2 protein-coding genes are annotated in these 2,509 nt (G+C 63.5%); one reads left to right on the forward strand and one right to left on the reverse strand.

Annotated elements, in window-relative coordinates:
* Positions 1-340: 340 nt before the first annotated feature.
* On the forward strand, positions 341-1,483 hold the full coding sequence (locus AADA04_RS00605; RefSeq protein WP_340691287.1) for an Mrp/NBP35 family ATP-binding protein: 1,143 nt from the start codon (positions 341-343) through the stop codon (positions 1,481-1,483).
* A gap of 8 nt (positions 1,484-1,491) precedes the next feature.
* On the opposite strand, the gene AADA04_RS00610 is transcribed toward AADA04_RS00605, so the two are convergent.
* Complete coding sequence (locus AADA04_RS00610; RefSeq protein WP_340691288.1) at positions 1,492-2,400, reverse strand: SMP-30/gluconolactonase/LRE family protein; 909 nt, start codon at positions 2,398-2,400, stop codon at positions 1,492-1,494.
* Between the last annotated feature and the right edge of the window lie 109 nt (positions 2,401-2,509).

A 2,509-nucleotide genomic window follows, 5' to 3' on the forward strand; every position in this document is an offset into this window, starting at 1 on the left:
AAGCCGAGCGGGCCGAAATTCGGGCCACCGCCGCCGCTGCGACGTCCGCCGCCACCGCCGCCACCGCCGGAGCGCTTGCGAAACCGCTCCTGCATGCGCTTCATTTGCTGCTCAAGGTCGCCGCCGCCATTCCCACTGGAGCCGCCGCCAGGGCGCGTCCAGGGTGAGCCAGCTTCCTTGCCGGGCTCATCGTCTGATCCGCCGCCCCATGGGCCGCTGGATTTTGTCTTGTCATCCCAGGGCTAGCCCCTCCTGTTTTGGTTTATAGGCTTCTATATAGGAACTTGCGTGATATGTGCATGCCTCATTCAGGGCTTCAAGGACGCAGGGATCATATCAGGTGTTTGGTTCGAAGGAAAAATCTCGCCGGAAACTGGCAAAACAGGTCCGGGATGCGATTGGCGCACCGGACTGGCTGGAGTCGGTCGACGTTGATGATACAGGGCGGGTTATCCTTGTCCTGCTGGCTGATCCAGCCGATACGGCAGGGGCTGAGGCCCGCCGTATCGAAGCGGAAGGCCGGGCCGAACTGGTCGCTGGCGTGCATGCCGTGACGAGCATTCTCACGGCCCAGAAAGCACTGCCGACAGTAAAGCTTGAACCGGCCCCGCGCCGGGTGACCAAGGGCGCACGCCTGTCGGATGAGGCGATGCAGCAAGGCGCGCCGTCCCAGGCATCCGGTATTCCGCCGATTCCCGGCATTGCGCGGATTCTGGTTGTGGCGAGCGCCAAGGGCGGGGTCGGAAAGTCGACGATTGCGGTGAATCTTGCTGCGGCGATGGCCAAGGCGGGCATGAAAGTCGGCCTGCTCGATGCAGATGTCTACGGGCCGTCGATCCCGACCATGCTTGGCATGCAGGATGCCCAGCCGGGAACGGCCGAATCGAAAAAACTGGTCCCGGTTATCGCGCATGGCATGAAGACGCTGTCGATCGGCTACCTGTCGGACCCGGATGCGCCGATGATCTGGCGCGGGCCAATTGTCATGTCGGCGATCACGCAGATGCTGAATGATGCCGAATGGGGCGAACTGGACGTGCTTGTCATCGATACACCGCCCGGCACCGGCGATGCCCAGCTGGCGATTGCGCAGCGCGTACCGGTGACGGCGGCGATCATCGTGACCACGCCGCAGGAAGTCGCACTCGCCGATGTACGGCGCGGCGCGGCCATGTTCACCAAGACGGCCGTGCCCGTGCTCGGCATTGTCGAGACGATGAGCTGGTTCGAGGATCCGGCAGGTAACCGCCACTACCTGATGGGCGAGGGCGGCGGTGCGGCGACGGCGCAGTCACTGGGCCTGCCATTGCTGGGCCAGATCCCCATGCTGCAGGCCATACGTGAAGGCGGTGATGCAGGGCAGCCTGCCGCGCTGGCAGATGGCGAGACCGCCCGCATCTTTCACGACCTCGCGCGCACCGTGGCCATCGGCCTCGATACGCTGGAATCCAAGCCTGCGCCCGAGATTGTCTTCGAAGACTGACGCCGCCGTCAGGCGTTGAAGTTCAGGACGAGGCCCGGCTCCGGCCAGCGGCACTTGATCAGCTGGCCTGTGCTCGACAGCGTCAGGTAAGCGTCCTTCATGTCATCCCCGCCAAAGGCGATATTCGTGACCAGCATGTCCGGGAAGGCCGTGTGGCTGAAATCGCCCTGCGGCGTGATCGTGGTGATGCCACCATTCAGGATCGTGGCGACGCAGACATTGCCTGCGGCGGTCATGGCGAGGCTGTCAAAATATTGCAGTCCGGGCATCGTGGCGACGACGCGTCCACCATTGAAAGGCGAGGCTGGCTTGATCTCGCCGGGGGCGGCCAGGTCGAAGGCCCACATGCGGCCGGTCATCGTGTCGGCCATGAAGACCGTCTGTTCGTCTGGCGAAAGGCCGACGCCATTGGGCGAGGAATAGTGGAAATCCATTTCCTTGGCTTCCGACGCGCCGTTGGCGAGGAAGAACAGGCCGCCGAAATCGCGATGGCGCGAATAGGTCTTGCCGTGATCGGTGAAATAGAGGTTCCCGGCCTTGTCGAAAACGAGGTCGTTCGGGCCTTTCAGCGGATGGCCATCGACCGTGTCGAGCACGCGTTCGACCTCGCCGGTTGAAAGGTCGATCCGCTCAATGCGCCCGCCGGAATAGTCATCCGGGCAATTGCCGGGAATGAGGAGGCCGTCGACTTCGTGATAGAGGAACCCGCCATTATTGCAGCACCAGAGGGCGCCGTCGGGTCCGATGGCGAGGCCGTTGGGGCCGCCGCCGGGGGTCGCGACCACTTCGGATTTTCCGTCGCCCCAGTGACGGGAAATAGCGCCATTCTGGATTTCGACGATAATGATGCTGCCGTCGGACATGACGACGGGGCCTTCAGGAAAACCCAGTCCGCTGGCCAAGAGTTCGAAATCCATGCGCATTCCTCCTTGTTTTGGAGGCACATTAGGGGCGGCGCAGGGGTGCGGCAACGGGTTCCCCGAGGGGAGTGAACCGGTGGGGTGAGGGTGTGGGACGGGTGTGGCC

The organism is Hyphomonas sp. (assembly GCF_037969335.1).
Taxonomy (GTDB): Bacteria; Pseudomonadota; Alphaproteobacteria; order Caulobacterales; family Hyphomonadaceae; genus Hyphomonas.